Source organism: Chryseotalea sanaruensis, assembly GCF_003990915.1.
GTDB lineage: Bacteria > Bacteroidota > Bacteroidia > Cytophagales > Cyclobacteriaceae > Chryseotalea > Chryseotalea sanaruensis.
The window spans coordinates 81,641-100,984 of record NZ_BHXQ01000007.1 but is presented as its reverse complement, the minus strand read 5'-3'; the positions used below and the strand labels follow the sequence as shown (position 1 = coordinate 100,984).

The following is a 19,344-nucleotide window of genomic DNA, read 5'->3' as shown; positions in this document are numbered from 1 at the left end:
TTCAATAAGTGATTGAAATTTTACCACTGGATGGACAATACCTTAAAATTAAGGTATTGACATAATAAAAATTTATTCGTTATTTCAATTACCAATTAAATGTAAGTATATAACTTTTCAATATAGAAAAGGATTCAAATTGTTGTTGTGCATGCAATTCATTAGACGAGGAAATAATTGAACACACTATTTAACTTAAGACGATGTAGAATTTATTTTGCTAATTCACTTGCAGTATCTATGTATTCTATTGAAGAAAATGTTGAGAATTATTTGTTACGGAAAACAAGTTTTTAAATATTATTTAGATCGAATCTTATGAAGAATAAAAATGATTTGGCTTGGTTAATAAATCCTTATACTAAGTCAGATTTTATTGGCAAATTTTTAGAGAATAAGCCACTCATTATTTCAAGAAATGACAGTAATTATTACAATGAATTAATGTCATTCGAAGAATTAGATTTCATTACTTCAAATATGAGTAGTCTCGGAAGCTTTGATTTAAGAATGGCTTCAGCTGAAAAGGTAATTTTTGAAAAGCAATATTCAAATGTTAGTAAAATTCAGAATGTGGAAGTAAAAGTAAAGTCTAATCCACGTAAGGTAAGTGAACTATTCCATAAACATGGGGCTACTATTATACTAGAACAAGTTTCTAACGTATGGCCTTCCATTCTCAGTCTTTCAAATTTTGTTAATCAGGAATTGATGTGCTCTTCTGGCGCAAATATTTACATATCTCCTCCTAATTCTCAAGGTTTTGAAGCTCATTATGATACCCATGATGTTTTCATAATTCAAGTTCATGGATCAAAACGATGGAAAATTTATGACAATCCTATTTTTCTACCACTTGGAACCCAGCCTAGTGTCCCATATGATTCCACTGATATCGTTCCCGCCTATGATTTTATATTAGAACAGGGTGATTTAATATATATACCTAAAGGGTTTGTTCATGAGGCGATGACGAGCAATGATATTTCTGCCCATATTACTTTGGGAATTTACAATACGACATGGGCTAGGATAATACTAGATTGTGTTTCAAAGTTGGCAGTTAATTCAGAAATTTTAAGGAGTGGATTTTTCGTAGATGATCTAAAATCAAGTGTAAGTTTAGACGACAAAATTTCGCTTATACAGAATGAAATCATAAATGCCATAAATATTGAAAATGTTAAGCAAGTTTCTACAAAGTATAAACCAATAAAAGAGGAAGTCTCAATCCTAAATCAGGTATTGTCATCTAAGGTTTAGTGCTAATAATGAAATTTTAAGCGTTAACATAGTTTTAAATGAATAAAAAATTCAATTCTGTAAAATTTGATAAAGAAGTAGATTCTTTTTATCAATTATTATTGGCAAGCGGATTATTAAATTCTGCCAGTCTAGGTTTAAGTGAATCTCTAAATAAGGATGTAATTCAATCCATAATTAACGATATTTCTGGTTCAGTAAATGTTCAATTAGAACTCATTAACGAAACAGGAAGACTAGATGAAAATATATACACGGTTAATACAAGAAATGGAAATCTTAACATAAGGATTGGTTATTTGCTAGATGTAATCGATCAATATTACCATAAATCAAAATACGCCATTTCATTTCCATCTTTTCGTGATTTGTTACCGTCTGGTTTTTCGCTTATTGATAAAATTGAATCTGCACTATATTGTTCAACAAAAACTATTCTAAATATCGTTCCAAATGATTGCATACCTAAGAGTGCAAATTATTTTGGATTTGACCAATTATACTACCAAGTTTTCGGAACGCAAAGAATCGATATCTTTGATAGTGTAGTTGAATCGCCAATTCCGCTTTGCGATTCAGTAAAATTTAGTCTGGATAATAAGTTTAAAATTTTAGAAACCGAATTACGTCCTGGAGATATGCTCTTTGTTCCCAAGGGCTATATTGTTAAATCAAACTCGTCCTTAACCGAATATGCAGAATTGATAGTCAACCTTTACAGGCCTACTAATTTAAAAATTGCAGTAGATCAGGTAAGAAGTGCAGGTGAGAGGATTAACACAATGAGAGAGTGTTTTTGGAATTTAGATTTGAAAGGTATATCAAATAAGGAGTCTCTCTTTTACGAAATTAAAAGGGATTTAATCACTAATATTAAGCAAGGTTCCTTCAAAACCTATAATCAAAAACAAGCTCCGGTAAAATCGTTTGTAAGTTCGATACTTCTAGATTAATTGAATAAGTGTGATATCCTAAAAATGACTTTTTGAATGAATTTTGAAAGTTTAATTAGCCCAATTTCGAAGGAAAGCTTTCTCAATGATTACTTTGAGAAAAGGCCGCTTGTCATACAGCGTAATAATCCCTTTTATTTTGATGAACTTTTGACATTAAGTGATCTTGATACTATACTCCATCGAGGCAATTCTTTGGGTAAAATTGAGGTAAGTATGTCTAACTCCAAAAGGAAGATATATTCATCAGAATATCTTAAGACTTCACTTGAGCAAAACGTAGTTATTAGGAATGGTTTAGACCTACCCAAAGCATTAAATCTTTTTTCAAACGATAAAGCTACTCTATTAGTTAATTTTAGTCAGAGGGTTTGGAAACCCATAAATGATTTAGTCAAGAGTATAGGAGATAGTCTTAATTCAAAAGCTGGTGCTAATATTTTCATAACTCCAAGCTACTCCCAATGTTTTGACGCACATTTTGATGAACATGACCTTTTTATCGTACAAATTTCTGGAAGTAAAAAATGGAAAATTTTCGAATATGCTGAATACCTTCCTTTAGAACCTCAAAACCAGAGGCAATATGATTTCTCAAAATTGAAACTATTACATGAGGTAGAATTAAAGGCAGGGGATACAGTCTATTTTCCGCGTGGGTTCGTTCATGAAGTTATTACGACAAATGAAGTTTCTACTCATATTACTTTTGGTTGTGTTAATGTTACTTGGCTCGCTACAATTGAGAATTATTTGAAAAGCGTTTTGAAAGAGAGTGCTTACTTCAGGAGTAATTTGGATTTATCTATTTATCAAGATAAAGAAAAGAGGGAAGTATTTATTAACGATTTATGTGAATTTGTTGAGCGAGAATTGACCTTAGAAAAATTGGCAACTTTTACTAAAAAAGAGAATGTCAAGAAATCTACTGAGGAAGGATTTAAATTCAAGATGCCTGAACTCTCCAAACACCTAGAACTATAATAGCTATATATAGTAATATTTAATTAATGTTAAACAAAAACTAAAATTATGAAAAATGAAAATCAATTATCACGAAACCAATTGGTTCAGCCTGCCACCAAGGTGCGCAAAACCATAGATGGCAAAGAAGTTTCTCTAGAAGAGCTAGAATCACTATGTACTAATTTTGATAGACGACCTCGTGGTTGTAATGCAGAGAGTTCCACGCTAGATGGTGGTTTTACCTCTGCAGGCGACAATGATGATGTTTTATTTTAAGTTAGGAAATTGTCAAGACTATTTAAAAATGTAATTATTCTTTTAAAATTTAATTTATGAAAAATCAAGATTTAAAAAACAAACAATTGATCGAGCCATCGATTAAAACTAGAAGGACAATCGATGGAAAAGAAGTTTCCCTTGAGGAGCTCGAATCATTATGTACTAGTTTTGATAGAAGACCTAGAGGTTGTAATGCAGAGAGTTCTACATTAGACGGTGGGTTTACATCAGCAGGTGATAATGATGATGTTTTATTCTAGAAGTTAAATTTTAGAATATCTATTTTATAATACTTAATGCCGGTATAACGAGTGTTATATCGGCATTATAAATGAAATATTAATAACATGAAGAGGGTTTTGATTCCACTTGTATTTGTCTCGATTTGCTTACTTTACATAAGTGCAATTTATCAGACTAAACTTGATTATTCTGGCACCTGGATTTATCAAGTTAAGGATACACCTTATGGCAACTTTTATGGCAGTATTTTTTTATCGAAGGCTGGTGAATCCTACAAAGGTAAAATTGTAAATAAAGCTGGTAAGGTTTTTAAACTAGATGTTGTAAGAATTCGTGAAAATAGAATAATATTTAATTCGGATATTGAAGAGACTAGTTCCGTAATCTCATGTTTCATCAAAGGTGATTCTCTGATCGCAACAGTAGAAGTTAAGGGGGATAATTTCCTATATAAATTGAAAGCTAAACGCTCTAGCACTAAATAGCTTATAACCATTTTTTATTTTGTGATAATGTTTATGAATAGAAGATTTTGTTTAATACTATTTATTCTTTTTTGTAATACAGCTTCCTTTAGCCAATTTGTTTCAGGTAAATTTATTGATAAGGCTTCAAAAGTTTCTATTGGATATTGTACTATCGGTGTAATTGGAAAGAATATTGGTTCTGTAGGTGATAGGGATGGGAATTTTACACTAAACATTTCAAATATTAATGATTCTGATACTTTGGTTGTTAGTATACTAGGATATGAGCCCATTTCAATAAATGGCTTTATCTTCAAATCAAAAAGCAACCATGTTTTTGAATTATCAGAAAAGAGCTACTTGCTGGAAGGAATTGAAATCGTAGATAATCCTGAGAATATTTTTCTGGGCGATTCTAAGACTAGTAGGTTTAAAGGATTTAATGGGTGGAGTGGACTTGAAAATGCAGGAATTGGTAAAAGTATTGGACTGCTTTTTGACATTAACAAAGAAATTCTTCTTGAAGAACTATTTATACACATTGAAAAAAATGCCTACGATAGTTCATTACTGAGACTTCATTTATACTCATTAGATGAAAGGTTTTCACCAAAAGATGAGTTGCTTACAAAAGATATCTTATTTACAGTTTATCAATCCAAAGGATGGTATAAACTAGACTTAAGGAAATTTTCAATTAATCTTAAACAAGATTTCGGTGCTTCTATTGAATGGATTAATTCATGGGGTGTAAGAGATAAAAGTGAAATGTTAACCATATCTCGTACGCCAAATAAACCTGGAATCAGCATTTACAGATCGTCACCACAAGGTTATTGGTCAAGACAAGAAGGTTCCTCCGCGCCCGCCATCCATTTTAAAGGTATTGTAATAGATTCAATTAATGAAGACATCGTAGTTAAGCACACAGTAAATGTTGAAAATGGTAATTCCCAGGTCGCTTCCTTTAGTAATGTATTACCACAAGTAAATAATAATGTATTTGTTGTAAGAAATAACAAGCCAAATGATCTTTGGACTGGAAAAAAGAAGGAAAAAATTGGAATCGTTAATAGTCTTAAGTCCACGGACGGTGGTTCAGGTTTTATACATGAGCCAACAAATGAAGTTGGCTCATTACTTAAAGGCCCAAGTGATTTGTATAGATTGGATAAATTTAATTTTCATCTAAAATATAATTCTTTTGATAGTATTCTGTTTGAATTGAATTTATATCAACTTGATGATAATGGCCAATTATTAAGTAATCTTAATCAGGGTATAAAATTCAAAATTGGAAAAAGTAAAGGGTGGCAAGAATTTAGCCTTGCGCCGTACGATATTTATTTAAAAGGGGATGTTCTTGTAACACTTAAAGCAATTAAGGGAATCACTCTAGACAAAAAGCCTAAGGACCTGTATTTCACGCTTGGTGTTGGAACAAGTTATGTCAGAGAAGTAAATAACAATGATTGGAGCAAACGTGAAGAGACTTGCCGAGCTTTTAACCTTTTAATTAGCTATTGATTTTGGTTATTTAATTTTATTCGTGAAACTAATCTCGTTGTTATGCTAGCAAAAAATATCCTCCGATATGCGTCAACATCTGCAAATCTCTATAACTTCTTAGGAGATACAGATTTTGAGAAGCACATCGATATCTATAAAGGAGCCGTTGCCAATGCTTTGAAGGCTCATGAAGATGCAATGACATTTAAAGTTGATGATTTAATAGTAGAAGATGAATTCAAGGTATTGGATCAGCCTAAAACTAATCCACTTATCTATGTAACTTTTCATACTGGCTCATACAATATGCTTTCAACATTATTATTAAAGTTAGGAAGAGAAGTAAATGTTTTATCTGATACAGAAAGCGTAAAAAATAGTGATTACAATGAATTGTCTGAACTATATAATACAAAATATAAAAATGGTTGCAAGTTGGAGATGGTTAATGTTGAACGGGATGGTTCCATTTTTAATGTCTTAAGACAAATTCGAAAAGGTACTGCTACAGTTGCATATTTAGATGGTAATAAGGGAATTGGAGGGCAGATAAAAAACAATAGTAATATGCTATCAGTCAACTTTTTGAAGGGTCGAGTAAAAGTTAGGAAGGGATTGGCATATATTTCATATCTTCTAAAAGCACCAATTGTTTTAGTTCTTAATTATTCAATTGATGGATTAAATTATATAAAATTCTATCAACCATTTTTAATTAATGAAGGCGATAAGGAAACATTTTGCATAAAGGCTATTGACAAAATATTCCAACATTTTGAAGAACACGTAATGAAATTCCCAACACAGTGGTCAAATTGGCTATACGTTCACAATTGGACCGACCTAGAGTATTTTAGAGACGACGATGAGAATAATATTAACAAAAATCTTGGTCCAGAGTATTCTTTTAATTCTGATCGGTTTTGCCCTTTGAAGCTTGAAAGTAAGTTCTATCTTTTTGATAGAAAGAATTACAGCATGATATCAATTGACGATGAACTTAAAGATGTTTTTTCACATAAGACATCAATCGATGAAAGACAAAGATTAATTTCTAATCTTAATATGAGTAACCCCAGTTTGACAAGGGATTTATTTATTAAACAAGTTCTTATCTAGGTTATGAGTATAAATATTCCGATATATATTGTTGAGGAGCACCATGAAGCTTTTTATGTATGGCATTATGCCATAAAGCATAAACTCATTAATCGTACTGATAACACTTTAATCCATATTGATGAACACTCAGATATGGCCTCGCCTAATTTAGATACTGCAATCAGAACAGTTAATACTGATTTAAAAAGAATTTCTGATTTTGTTTATCGTGAACTAAACATTGCATCTTTCATTATACCATCCATTTATCAAAAGATATTTAATAAGGTATATTGGATTAGACAGAAGCATAATAAAACTAACCAACGTAGTATCAATCTTTATGTTCGCTCTTTTAAAAGAAACGGAAAAAAATTGTCTAGTGGTCGTATGTCTCTTTTACTTAAAAGCAATTCCGAAAGGAGTTCAGTCGAAGATGACGCAATAAAGTATAGATTTTACAAACAACATATTTATCAGCTTGGTAAGCTTGGTAACGTTGTGTTGGATATAGATCTGGACTATTTTTCTTGTATACAAGATCCTTTAAAAAAGGAGTTTCAAATTGAAATAACAGAGAAGGAGTACCATAGATTTTTATCTTCACAATACCATAGAATTAGATTCTTTGACTTTGGTAAAGTTCAAGTAGAAAGAAAAGGAGGTAGATTTTACTTCATACTCAACCGAATGAAGCAAAATTATAAATCTCACCTCAAGGTGAAAAGGAATATAATCATAGCAAGATTGGACGAGACTATTGCTAAAATAAGGGAACAAAAGATCCGGCCAAGTATAATTACGATATGTAGGTCTCGATTCAGTGGCTATACACCCGATGATCAATGGGAATTTATAGAAAAAGAGTTATTAAAGCGATTAAATGGATTGTTTGTGAAAGTAGATATTAAACATATTTCTGAAATAATTAAATAGAGCAATACCAGTTTAAAAGTATTGTAAGTATCATGAATCAACTAATTTCAATATTTGCTTTGACTATTTGTATGGGCATTAATTTAATAGCCCAACCTAAAGCAATTAGTTATAAGTCAATTACAAAGCAAAAAATCAATGCACTGAGTGGAATCCAAAATAAAAAAGAATTTTGTTTTCCGAAGGATGACAGTTGCGTTGGGGTGGAGATTAATGATAAGCTAGAAAGTAAAGAATTGATCTCCCTAGCCGAAGATCATTTTGGCTGGGATAGCGGTGAATATTATTCAATATCAATTGCGCTTAATGAGCCATCAGTCCCTAAATCAGGTTTAAGGTTAACCACAGCATTGCATGTAAAAAATATTTCAAAGTATTTAATCATTCTCCATGTAGAAAATAGTGGGTGGTTTGCGAAGGAATTTAGTATTTCAGATAATGGATTTATACCTCCAACTTCTACCTATGTTGAAACTTGGGATGTAAGTGATACAAAGTTGGTGGATGAATTGAAGGAAATTACAATTAGAAGCATTTCCATAATATACCAAAAATCCTCTTTTAAAACGCATTCAAATTTCACTATTGGTGAACTAACAATACAAGAATACTATAGCCATCAAATAGGTCAAAATATTCCATGGATAGATAGTATTATGAATAATTCATATTCATACTCTAAAATGTTTGATGAATATTCATTATGGTGCTCCAAACAGTTTGATAATGGTACTTTACCAACTTTCGAAAGTTTTGGATTAATTGAAGGTTACTTGTCCAGCACAGTAGATTTTCAAATATCTGACACCGAAGTAGCTACTCATTTTAAAAAATTAATGGTTGCTCTTATTGATAAATACCCCTTTCATGTTGAAAGAGGATTGAATAAGAGTAAGCTTAAGTTGAAAATGGATAGCATCTTTACGCACAACACTAAAAACCCAAAGAATCTTTTTGAAGCGATTCAAGGTTTTATTAAAACCAACATTAATGATCCTCATTTTGCGGTTGTTTATATTGATGAATCAGATGATGCTAGTTTACCAACTCTTAAGTTGCCATTAGCTATAAAGGAAGTAGCAGGTCAACATGTAATTGCAGCTGTTTATAATGATAAATTGAAACAATCTATTCCTCTCGGGTCAATTGTGCAGACTGTTAATGGAAAATCCTTAGAAAAAGGAATTGAGAATTATAATGAATATTTTTTACTTGGCAAAGATACCCTTAGGTTAGGATTAGAAGATTTGAATTCAGTTTATGGTGAATTAAAAGAAGTGAAAGTGCCATTAAATATTTCAATCGCCCGTGATCAACGGTTTGTTACAAAACATGGTGAGGCTAAATATTTAAATGACTCTACATTTTACCTTAGATTTAATAACTGGTCAGGTAATAATTTTTATCATATCTTGAATAACTCAGATAAGATTAGAAAGTCCAATGGTTTAATCATAGACCTTAGAGGTAATGGTGGTGGTTACGGATCAGACGTCTATGCATGTCTTTCTCTTTTTTTGAACCAATTAAAGCAAATTGGTAATGTAGAATATCCTTGGTTTAAAGAAAGTATTATCATCACTCCTGCGAAAAGGAATTTCAGATTTTTCGAAGATTTAAGTGTTGCTATACTTGTAGATGCTTCAACGGCATGCGCCTCGGAGATTTTTTTGATTGGTATTAGGGACAGAAATAATGTTTTTGTTGTTGGTGATGAAAACACTATGGGAGCTATTGCAAGCCCCACCTTGTACAGGTATCCAAACGGGTTATCAGTATTGGCTCATACCAGTATCAGAAGGTACAATTATGAAGGCACTTACTATTCAGAGGGTATTGGTATAAGACCTGATGTGTTTGTTTCGAAAACACATGCAAGAGATTTGAAACCTTATGATGATAAAGTTCTAAAGGCCGCAAAATCAGTTTTATCTTTTAATCAAATGACAGAGTAAAATTAATAAACCTAAATAATGCAATATGAAATTGAAATCGAGTTTTTATAATGAGATTATTCCCATTGAGGAAACAAATGAGTTTTTAATCTATAACATTGTTAGTGGTGGATTAAATGTTCTTAATAAAGAAACAGGTTTAGTTTTTTCTAAGCTAAAAGACGGGCGATCTTTTGAATTATCAGATTTCCCTAGTATAACTGAAGAATTATCAGAATTATTCAACAATGGCTTCATTGTTGAATATGAAATTGACGAGATCAAAAAGTATCGAACCGATTATATTGAAAATCAAAGTAGAAAGTATAGAACAAACGGACATATTGGTTTGACCATTGGTACAACAATATTATGTAATATGGGTTGTCCATATTGTTTTGAAGACGTCAAACCAAATAAAACTCTTAGAGATGAGCGTGTACTAGATGGTATTGTTTCTTTTATTGAAGGGATGATTCAATCTGCTCCTGTTGAAAAATGGTCCTCACTTTCAATATCTTGGTATGGCGGCGAACCTTTAATTAACAAGACAGCCATTGAATACCTTTCAGAAAAGTTCATTAGTTTATCTGATAAGTACAGTATCCCATATGATGCTACAATAATTACAAATGGAATTTATTTAGATGCAGATACTTGGCAGATGTTAAAGAAATACAAAGTATCAAGTTTGCAGGTTACTATAGATGGTGCTAAGGAAGTTCATGATGTATATAGACCCTTAAAGAATTCACGCAGCAAGAATTACGAAAAAATATTAGAGAACATATCTATGATGCCCGAAGATATGGATCTTACGATAAGGATTAATACTGATAAGAGAGTTGCGGCTACTTTTGAGCGATTATTAGATGATTTACAAAGTTACGGTATATGGCCGCAAAGACATAAGTCTTTTTCCCTCTCTTTAGCATGGTTGCGATCCTATCCTGGGGCAGATTCATCTACGATGCAATACTTGACTAAGGATGAATTCTTTGATGTTCAAAATTCCTTTAGTAAGCTCAAAGTATCTCGATTTAACTCATGGGCAGAAACAAATAGCGACCTTAATGCAAAGATGTTGTGGATGTTGCCAGATAAACAATCTGATTGCGCTACTTACGTATCTCCTTACTTCTTTACTTTTGATCCAGAAGGTACAATTCATAAATGTTGGGAAACTATTCACGACACAAAAAAATCAAGCGGGACAAATGTTTTCAAAAGCTGGTCCACCGAGGATTTTGAAAAGTATTTAAACTATTCCAGAACTAATGTTCACCCCATTTGCGAGACTTGTAAATTTAATCCTGTTTGTGGGGGATTATCTTGCGCTTATGATGCACTTGCGGATATTAAAGAGGATAAACTCCCCTGCACAATATGGAAAACAAAGTTACCCGAATACTTCAAAGATATGTACTTAATGAAATTGGAGAATCCTGATAAGGTATCTTTTAAGGTGGCTAAAGTTAATGAACATCAAACCCATTCAAATAAATAGGAATACATGACTGATTTTAAAGAAGCGGTAAAATCTTTGGTTTATTTTGATAATGTTTTTCATGATACTATCACGGAACAGCATAATCAGTTTTATTTTTATAATAAGCTGCATGATCTAAAAAGCTCAGCTAGTCAAAATCGAAAGAATTTCCTACCATTGAATGAGGCAAATCTTAAATTAGGAAGATTTTGTAAACAGATAATTAGTAAACTAGAATCCGAGACACCAGATAGTGAGATAGTAATAGATTTGAAAAGAAAAATTCTGGAATGGCAAAATTACTATAACTCAGGCGACACATTTGATACTTTTAGATACGCTGAGTATATAGTGGGTAAAATAAATTCTACCGGATTCCCAATTTGGACATATTCTAATGAGGCCTGCGAAATTCTAAATTCTTTTATTAAAATCCCCTTTAACACAAAATCATTTTTTCAAATTAATCTGATAATCAGAGCAGATGAACTTATGGATTTTCTGGAAAAATTTTTCACTTATTCTAATTCTAATTACAGTTTTCATTACTACATTAAAGAACTAACTATTAATAGATCTGTGATTTCATTATCAAACGAGGGTAGTGATAAAGGATATGTGACTATAAAATTAATATTGCTTCCAGGATTAATAAACAGTCATAAAAATCCGATTTTAGATGTACTTATTTCAGCACTTCAAAAGGTTTCAAATTTCTGCAGCTTACCTATCACTTTGTTCGATTTTAGTGAGAAGATAGATGATAATTTGTTTGTCTCTCAAGGCAGCACAAATTATAAAAAGTTTCTTTCTTTATTAAATATTATTGATAAGGTCTACCAAGCGGATAAGAACTATGCGTATATAAAGAATTATTAAAGTGTTAGTTGGAGTTGCTATTATTGATGAAGGTGTTAATTTTCTGGATGAGCGTTTGAAATCTTGTAATTCATACGAAGAGGTAGACATTTGTCTTGAAAAAGATGATTTTATTATTCCAAATGAGAATTATCTGAAGGCACATGGGACAAATGTCGCTTCTGTTATCCATTATATAGAGCCAAAATGTAAGCTGATATCAATACGACTTAAATCAAAGCAAAGAATTAATGTAGGATTATTAATTCAAGCATTACTTTACTGCGCTGAAAGGGAAGATATTCGGATTATCAATATTAGTCTTGGATTTCTTTATGATATTTTTCCAAGTGATTTGAGCTCGGCATGCGATATTTGTGTGTTAAACGGGAAAATAATTGTAGCTTCCGCACATCCTAGTAATGAAAAACTTTGTTTCCCTGCAGCATTTGAAAATGTCTATGGTGTTGGCACAGGATTATTACATTCCCCCTTTGATTTTACATATTTGGGAGACGGGTACATTAATATTTTGGCAAGGGGAATTCATCAAAGAATTATCAGTGAAAATGGTGAGTACACTATCAGAGGTGGTACGAGTTATGCCACAGCATCTTTTACTGGTATTTTAAGTAAAATACTCATACATTTTACTTTTATGGATCGACATGAATTAAGGGAAGAATTAAGAAGATTGAGTATTAAATCACTCTCAATGCACTACCCCTTTAGTTGTGATCAACATCGAAATGCTTTTAATTTTAAATTACCAGATTCTGGGAATCTATTAGTTTTTCCAATAGATGACCTAAATGTAGTGGATTTATTCACCCATCAAAGGGTTAAAATGATAATGAGTTATCCTACTGATCCTAATAATCATTTAAGTAATATCGGCAGGAAGTCAGGAAAGCGAGTTATTCAAGGATTAATCTCTGTGAAACTCTTTGACACAGTTGATACTTTAGTTATAGGAAACTATTTCAAAAACCATTATCTCACGAATATTTATTTCGGTTATCAGTTGATAAGTTTCTTTCTAAAATACAATAAAAAAATTGTCGCAGTAGATCCCTTTATTTGTGATTTGCTTAATACAAATTTCGAACTGATTAGAAATTTGAAATCAAAGTTAGAATCTATAAATAATTAGAAAAATAATTTAAAATGTACAATATCAGATTAGCATTGAGATCTATTTGGAATAATAAGTTAAACTTATTGATTAATGTTTTCGGTCTATCAATTGGTCTAGCTTCTTGTATTGTGCTTTTACTTTGGGTTGATAAAGAATACTCATATAACAAGTTTTTAGATTCTAGAGATAGTGTGTTCCAAGTTGTTACTAATTACATTCTTAATGGTAAGATCAGTTCTGTAAGGAAAACGTCATTTAAGATTATAGAATCTATCGAACAATCTTCTGAATTCGAAGCTGTGGCTTACAAAGATGTATTGAATAGTAAGCATATTGTAGAAGCTAATAGGAAGGAATTAGAATTTTACGGGACCTCAATTAGCGGTAACTTTTTCAAAGTGATTGGAAGACCATTTCTATACGGTGATATTAATAATTCTCTTAAAGATCCTTTTTCAATAGTTATTTCCGAGTCGATGGCAAGAAATTTATTCGGTATTGATTGGATGGTGAAAATTCAACAACAGACGATACTAATTGATAAATGGAAAGAGGTTGATGTCACTGGTGTTTTCCAAGATTTCCCTGAATTATCAACAGTAAAATTCGATTATGCTTTACTATTGGCTCCTAATTATGATGAGCACCCAGGTATATTTAACTATGAAGTTTATTTAAAAGACTTCGATCCAAAAAATATTGTTTCTCATCAAGCAACTGTAAATGAATACTTAAAAAACAAAACATCTGCCAGTGTATTATTTCAACCATTCGATAAAATTTACTTATACTCAAATATTCAAGAGGGAAAGATAATAGGGGGTCGGATTGAGTATGCTACACTCTTTATAGGTGCTTCTGTGTTAATATTATTTATGGCATGCATAAATTTTATGAACCTATATAGCGCAAATGCCTTTAGACGTGCTAAAGAGGCAGGCGTCAAACAGGTACTAGGAGCTGGGAGAAGGATTCTTATGTGGCAGTTTATTATAGAAGCCTACCTACTTACTTTTTTTGCCCTTATTATAGCTTTAATCTCAGTTTTGCTGATTATACCGATCTTTAATGAGACATTTTCTGAACAAATAATGCTACCGCTCAATTCAGCATTTTTTTGGGTTATCCTTTTAATATTATTAGTTTTTACTGGATTCGTGTCAGGAATATATCCAGCATATTTAATAACCTCGTTTAAACCAATAAAGATTTTAAATATTAATCAGAATCTTAAGCTAGGCGGAATTGGGTTTAGAAAGCTACTTTTTGTCATACAATTTTTCCTATCCATATTATTAATTGTTTTCACTTCGGGTGTTGTCAAACAAGTTGGTTTTCTAGTAAATAAGGACTTGGGATACAATAAAACTGATTTGATATGTAAAGAATTGTCACAATCTGAAATTCAAAAGTTAGAATCCATAAAAGCAAAATTACGTGCAGAAAGTTATGTGAGTGGTGTTACATTTTCTAGTGATGACTTACTTAGCGGCAGTCCAATGGTTGGAGGTATAAAATGGCCAGGAAAGTCTGATCAAGATAGTTCTCAATTCGGGGTTATTTTCGTTGACCCTAGTTTTTCTGATGTTCTTAATATTAATCTAGTAAGCGGACGGAGAAATAAGGAGTCCTCATCAGGAACAGTTTCAGTTCTAATAAATGAAAGTGCCGCTAAAATTATGGGTTATGATATAATAGATAAGAGCATAGAGATTTGGGGTGGAACCGGAGAGGTCATTGGAATTACGAAGGACTTTCATTTTAATTCCCTTTTTACGGCAATACAACCTCTTGTAATTGTTTATTTATCTGACCAAGTTGAATATTTAATGGTAAGAGTCGAAAAGACAAGGTTCAATGAATCGATTAGATTTTTAGAACAGATTCATAAGGAGTATAGTCCTGAAAAAATATTTACTTACTACACTTTGGAGGATAGGGTTAAGAATCTCTATAGATCAGAGGAAAATATCGGTAAGATTTGCATGCTATTTTCAATTCTATCAATATTGATCTCATCATTAGGACTCTTTGGATTAACAAACTTTAGTGTTGAAAGACGAGTTAAGGAAATGGCTATTAGAAAAGTGCTTGGCGCTAATTTCGGTTCATTGCTTAAATTATTATTCAATGAGTTCGGAGTATTAATCTTTATAGCTACAGCATTGGCTACACCAACAGCTTACTTCTTGTACACTGAATGGGTCATCAAGTATACATTCAGGATTTATCCTTCTTTTTTTGAATATTGTCTACCAGTATTATTTCTATCTTCAATATCTTTTATAACTATTTTAATACACGCTATAAAAGTAAATTTAGTTCGTTTGTCTGTTACTTTATATGAAAAGTAATTCTCACTTTCAACTGGATTATGACTGTCAAAAAGGAAATACTGCTTGAGTTATTGCGATTGGAGTTAGAAATTGATTCCAAGTTCACAGATGAAATGATTGAATTAAATCTATTGTGGTTTTTTGTACAAGACGATTTGGCAGCCCTAAAATGGGCCTCATTTATAGAAAAATATTATGGAATATTAATTCCAGACTGCAATGTTGATCTTTTCTTTTTTTCTGATCTGGAATATATGAATCAACAAATTAATAAATGCTTAGTTAGCAAATGATTAATAATTATCTCAATAAGCTTCTTAATGAGTCATACTCAGATAGAGTGCGAGTTTCTAATTTATTTAATAAAAATGATCTAGGAAAAGAGCCCATTGTTTTTACTGATGTTATGAAAACGTGGCCTTCATATCCTAAATGGAATTTTAAATATTTATCAGATAACTATGGTAAGCACCAGATTTTGGCTGATCGTGTAAATGAGGGACGTCACCAGTTTATTGAAACTACATTTTCAAATTTTATAACCTATATGATCAATGAAGAGGAAGCCAATCCTTATTACGGAAAATCAGCTCTTCATTTATCAAATGGTATGAAGCATGATTATTTTACAGGTTCATATTTCGTTTGTTGGTATAGAGAATGGTATAGAGAACGTGAGAATGAGGTAAGAAAATTGAATATGTCAAATTTGTATCTTGGTCCAAGGAATGCTAAAAGTCCTTTGCATATAGATATTTGGGGAACTAGTTTTTGGAATGCACTTTTCGTGGGAAAAAAATTGTGGGTATTCTTCAATCCAAATGACGAGAAGTGTTTATATAACGGGAAAGTTGATCCATTTGATCCTGATTTGAATTTGTATCCCCTTTTTGAAGGAGTCAAGCCTATTATTCATGTTCAACAACCTGGGGAACTTATATATTGTCCTGGCAATATTTGGCATGCGATTTATGTTTTAGAGCCTAGTTTGGCATTATCTGAAAATTTTATTAACGAGGAGAACTACTTAAATGTGCTTAACACCTTCAAAGAATTTGGTTATACCAATGCTTATCAAAAAATGTTGGCAATAGTTGATAGTTTTAAATCAAAATAATTGAATTAAAAAATGTATCAATACTGGTTACGGTTTTTTGGATTACTTAGGAAACATTTATTTGGTGGTTTTGTACTACTTATAATGTTGATTATTGGGAATTTAGGTGCCCTTGCCTCCCCTTACTTTCTGAAAGTAATAATTGATAAAGTCTTTGGAGAGGGCGACTTTCAACTTTTAATCCAAATTGTTTTTTCCTTATTAGGACTTTATGTTTTGCGAGTTGGAGCAAATTTTTACGCAGATTATTTATATACAAAAATTAGTAATAAAATAACCCAGGAGTTAACAGAGAAATTATTTTCACATATGTTAAAATTACCAATGTTTTACTTTAAAGTTAATTCCGTTGGCAGTCTAGTTTATAAAATTAATAATGAAGTTAGTCAAGTAAGAAGAGCATTTACTGGCAGTATAATAAGTATGATTAATAGTATCATTACTATAGTCGGCTTAACTGTTCTTATGGTTCTCTTGAATCTTGAACTCTTTATTATAATATGCTTACTGTATCCTTTATTAATTTTGATTACCAAATATTTCACACCATCAATAAAGACCATTATTGAAAATACAAGAAAAGAAGAATCTGATTTCTTAGCATTTTTGACTGAAAGGTTTTCAAATGTTAAATTCATCAAGCTTTTTTACTCCCATGAGTATGAGGGGTTTTTGATGAAAAATAGAATTAATAGAATTATTGATTTAAATCTGAAGTCTACCATTTTAACTTCAGGCTCCAATAACTTATCAGTCCTATTATTAGCATTCATACCATTGGTTGTTTTAGTTTATGGTGGGAAACAAGTCTTGGAAAGTATTATTACAGTTGGAACGCTTATAGCATTTCTTCAGTATGCTAACAAATTGCACGAACCTTTTAGAAATATAGTTAGTTTATATGTTGATCTTGTTAAGACGTCAGTATCAATTAAGCGAATATATGATGTATTGGATGAGCCTATAGATTTGGAATCGGCATCGGATGAACTCATTGAAATGGGAGAAATATGTGAAATTAAATTTGAGGATGTCTCCTTTGCATTTAATGATAAACAGGTTCTTAATAAAATTAATGTAATATTTGAAGCGGGTAAAAAGTATGCTTTAGTTGGTAAAAGTGGTAGTGGAAAGTCTACACTAATTGATTTGTTATGTAAATTAATAAAAGAGGATTCTGGAAGTATTCTAGTAAATAATATTCGACTTAACGAAATTAAAACAAAGCATTGGATTGAAAAGTTAGCAGTTTGTTCGCAAGATTATTTTATTTTGAATGGTACACTATATGATAATCTTCATTATGGTAATTCAAGTGTAAATAAATCTGAAATTGACGCAATTCTTGACCAAATGGGTTTATCGAGTGATGACAGTGATACCTTTTCTTCAAAAACGCTAGGCGAGACGGGGTCAACAATTTCTGGCGGACAACGGCAAAAAATTGCTATTGCTAGAGCTTTGTTAAGAAATCCTGAGATTTTAATCATAGATGAAGCTACATCTGAACTTGATTCATTAAGTGAACAAAAAGTATTTGAGTACATTAATAATCAACCAACGATCAGATTAGTCATTATTATCTCTCATAGATTAAGTTCTATTCAGTTTGCAGATGAGATAATATTATTAGATGAAGGTAAGGCTTCTGAAGTGAATAGTATTAAGGAACATATTAGTATGAAGGGTGGTTTTTATAAATTATTTAAAAACCAATTAGTTAACAGTGAAGTTGCCAGGGATATGTGAAAAGTATTTTATTGGATTTTATTTTACATTTTCTCCCAAATTGAGCCACGGGTGCTGGTAAATACTGAGCTGTTTAGATCATTTTTCCATCCCAGTTCAAGAAGAATCTCTTCAAATTTTTCTGGATGTAATTTTAGGGTGACATTGACATAATAGGAATAGTTAAGCCAGCGTAACCTTGCAAACTCCATTGCTTTATCTAATAGGTCTTTCGTTCTTTTCTGTTAATTATTGATAAATAGAACGCAAATAATGACATTTTGCCTCGGTGAGAGCAATTTCTTTTCCCATATAGAAAATGCTTCGCCATTGAGATGTCTTAGCACAAGCCTTTTGTTTTTGCCGAGCATTGTCAGATCCGCGCGCGACTGTCGTAAATATTTTGATAATCCTATTCGCTTAAGTTCAGCGCGTATAATAGGATCATTACTTAATGTTTCGGTCTAGTATTCACCGATTAGGGATAAAAATTTGTATGTCTTTGCCATAAAACGCATTTGCTTTATATATGACAATTATCAATGAATTTAATATTGTCCCCGCCCCCAATGCTGCTCTAAGCTTTTCGTGGACGAAGAAAATTTAGTTCGATTGCTGTGGGTTGGTGTAAATGATCTTGAGCCTATCTTTCTTACCGATTAAATGTTACAGGATAAACTAGACACTAACATTCTTTTTGCACTTTAGAAAAGTAGTAATGCAATTGGTAAATAATTTTATTATTCGGCTTATTTATATTATCAAACTAATCTGTATTAGCAGAATGGATTATCTAAAATTATTCCTTAATGAAATCAGAGATTTTAACCCCTAGTATCTGGGCGATCTTATAAAGCGTATAGACAGATGGTAGGGTATTACCATTTTCAATTTCGGAAAGATTACCTCTTTCAATAGAGTTTTCGTAGGTTTCAAAATCTTTAAGTGATAGACCCTTTTTAACACGTGCCTCGCGAATACGCTGGCCAATTTCCTCTGCAAGTTTTTTCCTGGTTAACAAAATCTG

At 31.7% G+C, this 19,344-nt stretch carries 17 protein-coding genes; 16 read left to right on the top strand and 1 reads right to left on the bottom strand.

All coding sequences use genetic code 11. The features are described from left to right. Window positions 1-318 precede the first annotated feature (318 nt). The 16 genes from SanaruYs_RS17485 to SanaruYs_RS17405 all read left to right on the top strand — a co-directional run bounded on the left by SanaruYs_RS17485 (window position 319) and on the right by SanaruYs_RS17405 (window position 18,338). The gene (locus SanaruYs_RS17485; protein WP_127123898.1) at window positions 319-1,263 is read left to right on the top strand and encodes a JmjC domain-containing protein; all 945 of its coding nucleotides are present in this window, start codon (window positions 319-321) and stop codon (window positions 1,261-1,263) included. A 38-nt stretch (window positions 1,264-1,301) separates the two neighbouring features. Beyond that, window positions 1,302-2,216: a cupin domain-containing protein gene (locus tag SanaruYs_RS17480; RefSeq protein ID WP_127123897.1), complete on the top strand. Its 915-nt coding sequence runs from the start codon at window positions 1,302-1,304 to the stop codon at window positions 2,214-2,216. Between the two features lie 36 nt (window positions 2,217-2,252). Next, window positions 2,253-3,200: a JmjC domain-containing protein gene (locus SanaruYs_RS17475; protein WP_127123896.1), complete on the top strand. Its 948-nt coding sequence runs from the start codon at window positions 2,253-2,255 to the stop codon at window positions 3,198-3,200. A gap of 48 nt (window positions 3,201-3,248) precedes the next feature. Further along, window positions 3,249-3,458 (top strand): FlmA family RiPP peptide, encoded by a 210-nt coding sequence (gene flmA / locus SanaruYs_RS17470; RefSeq protein ID WP_127123895.1) that lies wholly within the window; start codon window positions 3,249-3,251, stop codon window positions 3,456-3,458. A 56-nt stretch (window positions 3,459-3,514) separates the two neighbouring features. After that, window positions 3,515-3,721: a FlmA family RiPP peptide gene (flmA, locus tag SanaruYs_RS17465; protein WP_127123894.1), complete on the top strand. Its 207-nt coding sequence runs from the start codon at window positions 3,515-3,517 to the stop codon at window positions 3,719-3,721. Window positions 3,722-3,808: 87 nt separating this feature from the next. Then, window positions 3,809-4,189, top strand: a complete 381-nt coding sequence (locus SanaruYs_RS17460) for a hypothetical protein (protein WP_127123893.1) — start codon at window positions 3,809-3,811, stop codon at window positions 4,187-4,189. Window positions 4,190-4,222: 33 nt separating this feature from the next. Continuing rightward, the gene (locus SanaruYs_RS17455) at window positions 4,223-5,698 is read left to right on the top strand and encodes a carboxypeptidase-like regulatory domain-containing protein (RefSeq protein ID WP_160118712.1); all 1,476 of its coding nucleotides are present in this window, start codon (window positions 4,223-4,225) and stop codon (window positions 5,696-5,698) included. Between the two features lie 42 nt (window positions 5,699-5,740). Next, window positions 5,741-6,799, top strand: a complete 1,059-nt coding sequence (locus SanaruYs_RS17450; protein ID WP_127123891.1) for a lysophospholipid acyltransferase family protein — start codon at window positions 5,741-5,743, stop codon at window positions 6,797-6,799. A gap of 3 nt (window positions 6,800-6,802) precedes the next feature. Then, window positions 6,803-7,717, top strand: coding sequence for a peptide arginase, FlmR/OhkR family (locus SanaruYs_RS17445; protein ID WP_127123890.1), 915 nt, complete (start codon window positions 6,803-6,805; stop codon window positions 7,715-7,717). 32 nt (window positions 7,718-7,749) lie between these two features. Beyond that, a complete protein-coding gene (locus SanaruYs_RS17440) occupies window positions 7,750-9,672 on the top strand; it encodes a S41 family peptidase (RefSeq protein WP_127123889.1) in 1,923 nt (640 codons plus the stop codon). A 25-nt stretch (window positions 9,673-9,697) separates the two neighbouring features. Continuing rightward, a complete protein-coding gene (locus SanaruYs_RS17435; RefSeq protein ID WP_127123888.1) occupies window positions 9,698-11,158 on the top strand; it encodes a FlmE/OhkG family radical SAM/SPASM peptide maturase in 1,461 nt (486 codons plus the stop codon). Window positions 11,159-11,164: 6 nt separating this feature from the next. Beyond that, window positions 11,165-12,019 carry a hypothetical protein gene (locus SanaruYs_RS17430; RefSeq protein WP_127123887.1) on the top strand — a complete coding sequence of 285 codons (855 nt, stop codon included), beginning with the start codon at window positions 11,165-11,167 and terminating at the stop codon, window positions 12,017-12,019. Between the two features lies 1 nt (window position 12,020). Next, entirely contained in the window at window positions 12,021-13,151 is a 1,131-nt protein-coding gene (locus SanaruYs_RS17425; protein WP_160118711.1) for a S8 family serine peptidase, read from the top strand. Between the two features lie 14 nt (window positions 13,152-13,165). Next, a complete protein-coding gene (locus SanaruYs_RS17420) occupies window positions 13,166-15,490 on the top strand; it encodes an ABC transporter permease (protein ID WP_127123885.1) in 2,325 nt (774 codons plus the stop codon). 271 nt (window positions 15,491-15,761) lie between these two features. After that, complete coding sequence (locus SanaruYs_RS17410) at window positions 15,762-16,589, top strand: cupin-like domain-containing protein (protein ID WP_127123883.1); 828 nt, start codon at window positions 15,762-15,764, stop codon at window positions 16,587-16,589. Window positions 16,590-16,601: 12 nt separating this feature from the next. Then, window positions 16,602-18,338 (top strand): ABC transporter ATP-binding protein, encoded by a 1,737-nt coding sequence (locus SanaruYs_RS17405; RefSeq protein WP_127123882.1) that lies wholly within the window; start codon window positions 16,602-16,604, stop codon window positions 18,336-18,338. Window positions 18,339-19,116: 778 nt separating this feature from the next. Here the strand turns inward: SanaruYs_RS17405 and SanaruYs_RS17400 are convergent. After that, entirely contained in the window at window positions 19,117-19,338 is a 222-nt protein-coding gene (locus SanaruYs_RS17400; RefSeq protein ID WP_160118710.1) for a helix-turn-helix domain-containing protein, read from the bottom strand. Window positions 19,339-19,344: the final 6 nt, after the last annotated feature.